The sequence below is a fragment of the Escherichia sp. KCJ4928 genome (assembly GCF_004352695.1).
Lineage (GTDB): Bacteria > Pseudomonadota > Gammaproteobacteria > Enterobacterales > Enterobacteriaceae > ECMA0423.
The window spans coordinates 1-2555 of sequence record NZ_SJWV01000326.1 but is presented as its reverse complement, the minus strand read 5'-3'; the positions used below and the strand labels follow the sequence as shown (position 1 = coordinate 2555).

The 2555-nt window shown below is 42.7% G+C and carries 5 protein-coding genes; 2 read left to right on the top strand and 3 right to left on the bottom strand.

What is annotated here, in order from left to right; translation table 11 throughout:
* The coding region (locus E0D98_RS23285) for a DUF1398 family protein (protein ID WP_131891128.1) at positions 1–288 on the top strand (288 nt) is incomplete at its 5' end.
* A gap of 290 nt (positions 289–578) precedes the next feature.
* Positions 579–872 carry a serum resistance lipoprotein Bor gene (gene bor / locus E0D98_RS23280; RefSeq protein WP_000738500.1) on the top strand — a complete coding sequence of 98 codons (294 nt, stop codon included), beginning with the start codon at positions 579–581 and terminating at the stop codon, positions 870–872.
* A 90-nt stretch (positions 873–962) separates the two neighbouring features.
* Here bor and rzoD read toward each other — a convergent pair whose 3' ends face one another.
* The 3 genes from rzoD to essD form a co-directional block, all read right to left on the bottom strand.
* Complete coding sequence (gene rzoD / locus E0D98_RS23275) at positions 963–1145, bottom strand: prophage lysis lipoprotein RzoD (RefSeq protein WP_001228697.1); 183 nt, start codon at positions 1143–1145, stop codon at positions 963–965.
* 216 nt (positions 1146–1361) lie between these two features.
* Positions 1362–1859 carry a lysozyme RrrD gene (gene rrrD, locus E0D98_RS23270; protein ID WP_001135281.1) on the bottom strand — a complete coding sequence of 166 codons (498 nt, stop codon included), beginning with the start codon at positions 1857–1859 and terminating at the stop codon, positions 1362–1364.
* Entirely contained in the window at positions 1859–2074 is a 216-nt protein-coding gene (gene essD, locus E0D98_RS23265; protein ID WP_000670959.1) for a phage lysis protein EssD, read from the bottom strand. The genes rrrD and essD overlap by 1 nt, the downstream gene beginning before the upstream one ends.
* Between the last annotated feature and the right edge of the window lie 481 nt (positions 2075–2555).

The following is a 2555-nucleotide window of genomic DNA, read 5'->3' as shown; positions in this document are numbered from 1 at the left end:
GATAATATTCACATTGTGTTAGAAAACGATAACACTGTGTTAATAAAAGGACTTAAAAAGGTTGTAAATGTTAAATTCTCAAGAAATACGCATCTTATAGAAACGTCCTTTGATAGGTTGAAATCAAGAGAAATCACATTTCAGCAATACAGGGAAAATCTTGCTAAAGCAGGAGTTTTCCGATGGGTTACAAATATCCACGAACATAAAAGATATTACTATACCTTTGATAATTCATTACTATTTACTGAGAGCATTCAGAACACTACACAAATCTTTCCACGCTAAATCATAACGTCCGGTTTCTTCCGTGTCAGCACCGGGGCGTTGGCATAATGCAATACGTGTACGCGCTAAACCCTGTGTGCATCGTTTTTAATTATTCCCGGACACTCCCGCAGAGAAGTTCCCCGTCAGGGCTGTGGACATAGTTAATCCGGGAATACAATGACGATTCATCGCACCTGACATACATTAATAAATATTAACAATATGAAATTTCAACTCATTGTTTAGGGTTTGTTTAATTTTCTACACATACGATTCTGCGAACTTCAAAAAGCATCGGGAATAACACCATGAAAAAAATGCTACTCGCTACTGCGCTGGCCCTGCTTATTACAGGATGTGCTCAACAGACGTTTACTGTTCAAAACAAACAGACAGCAGTAGCACCAAAGGAAACCATCACCCATCATTTCTTCGTTTCTGGAATTGGGCAGAAGAAAACTGTCGATGCAGCCAAAATTTGTGGCGGCGCAGAAAATGTTGTTAAAACAGAAACCCAGCAAACATTCGTAAATGGATTGCTCGGTTTTATTACTTTAGGCATTTATACTCCGCTGGAAGCGCGTGTGTATTGCTCAAAATAATTGCATGAGTTGCCCATCGATATGGTCAGCTCTATCTGCACTGCTCATTAATATACTTCTGGGTTCCTTCCAGTTGTTTTTGCATAGTGATCAGCCTCTCTCTGAGGGTGAAATAATCCCGTTCAGCGGTGTCTGCCAGTCGGGGGGAGGCTGCATTATCCACGCCGGAGGCCGTGGTGGCTTCACGCACTGACTGACAGACTGCTTTGATGTGCAACCGACGACGACCAGCGGCAACATCATCACGCAGAGCATCATTTTCAGCTTTCGCATCAGCTAACTCCTTCGTGTATTTTGCATCGAGCGCAGCAACATCACGCTGACGCATCTGCATGTCAGTAATTGCCGCGTTCGCTAGCTTCAGTTCTCTGGCATTTTTGTCGCGCTGGGCTTTGTAGGCGATTGCGTTATCACGGTAATGATTGACCGCCCATGACAGGCTGACGATGATGCAGATAATCAGAGCGGATATAATCGCGGTTACTCTGCTCACTGTTGCCCCCACAAACAGACTTCACGCTCAATCTCACGACGAGTCATCAGGCCTTTCCATTGCTTACCGCCAGCGTATGTCCAGCGACGCAGCTGATCACATGCGCCTTTGATATCGCCCTGGTTTATTTTGCGAAGAAGCGTCGATGTTCTAAAATTGCCAGCACCCACATTGTAAACGAATGAGTAAAGAGCGCCGCGCGTTGTTTCCGGTATATCGACTTTGATATACGGGTTAATTTGTCTGGCGACAGTGGCAAGGTCTTTATTCAAGAGTGCTTTGCATTCTGCTTTGGTATACGTTTTACCGAGCATGATGTCTTTTCCGGTGTGTCCGTGACATACAGTCCATACACCAACAATATCTTTGTATGGTATGTAGCTGACACCTTCCAGACCATCGTTACCACTTGGGCCAGTGATTAACACTGATGCTATAGCAATTGCTCCGCCACCAATAGCAGCAGCAACGGCTTTTCGTAATGATGGAGGCATTATTCACCTCTCGCAGCCTTGCGCTTATCTTCTTTAATCTTGAAATAAAGGTTTGTCAGGTACGTCAGCAGGCCAAATACCAGGCTACCCAGCACACCTATTGCTGCCCACTGTGAGGGAGTGACTTTATCGAGCAGCTGTAAAAACCAGTAACCGGCACTACCTGCTGAGGTGCCATAGGCGACTCCAGTTGTTAACTTATCCATGAATTTCATAACCCCACCTCGCAGACAAAGCGGGTGTAAATTGAGGGAATACAACGTATCGCAAAAAAGCAGAAACGTAACTGACTCCGAGTCAGTGAATAACTCAGGTATTGAGTTATCAGCTAATATCGAGACTCAAAAAATGGAAAAACCAGCTCGACGGCGGGTTTAAGCTGTGTGACGAAGTAACCACTCTTAACAGCATAACCAATTTTTTACGTACGTAAACCACTGAATGATATTTATGAGAATGCTACCGAGTGTTCAAAACATCACCACAAATACATAAGAAAACCTCAACAAATAACCAATAAATGATTTCCAGTGTTATTTTTAGCCGGTTTAAATTAAACAGACGAATTATAGAACCACCATAAATAACAGCCATTAATATAAATTAGCTAATAGATTTATTTTTGTTCAAATAAGAGCCATAAATAGGTTTCGATAGAAAAAGTTCAGATAAAAATAGAGATCTACTTCACAAATT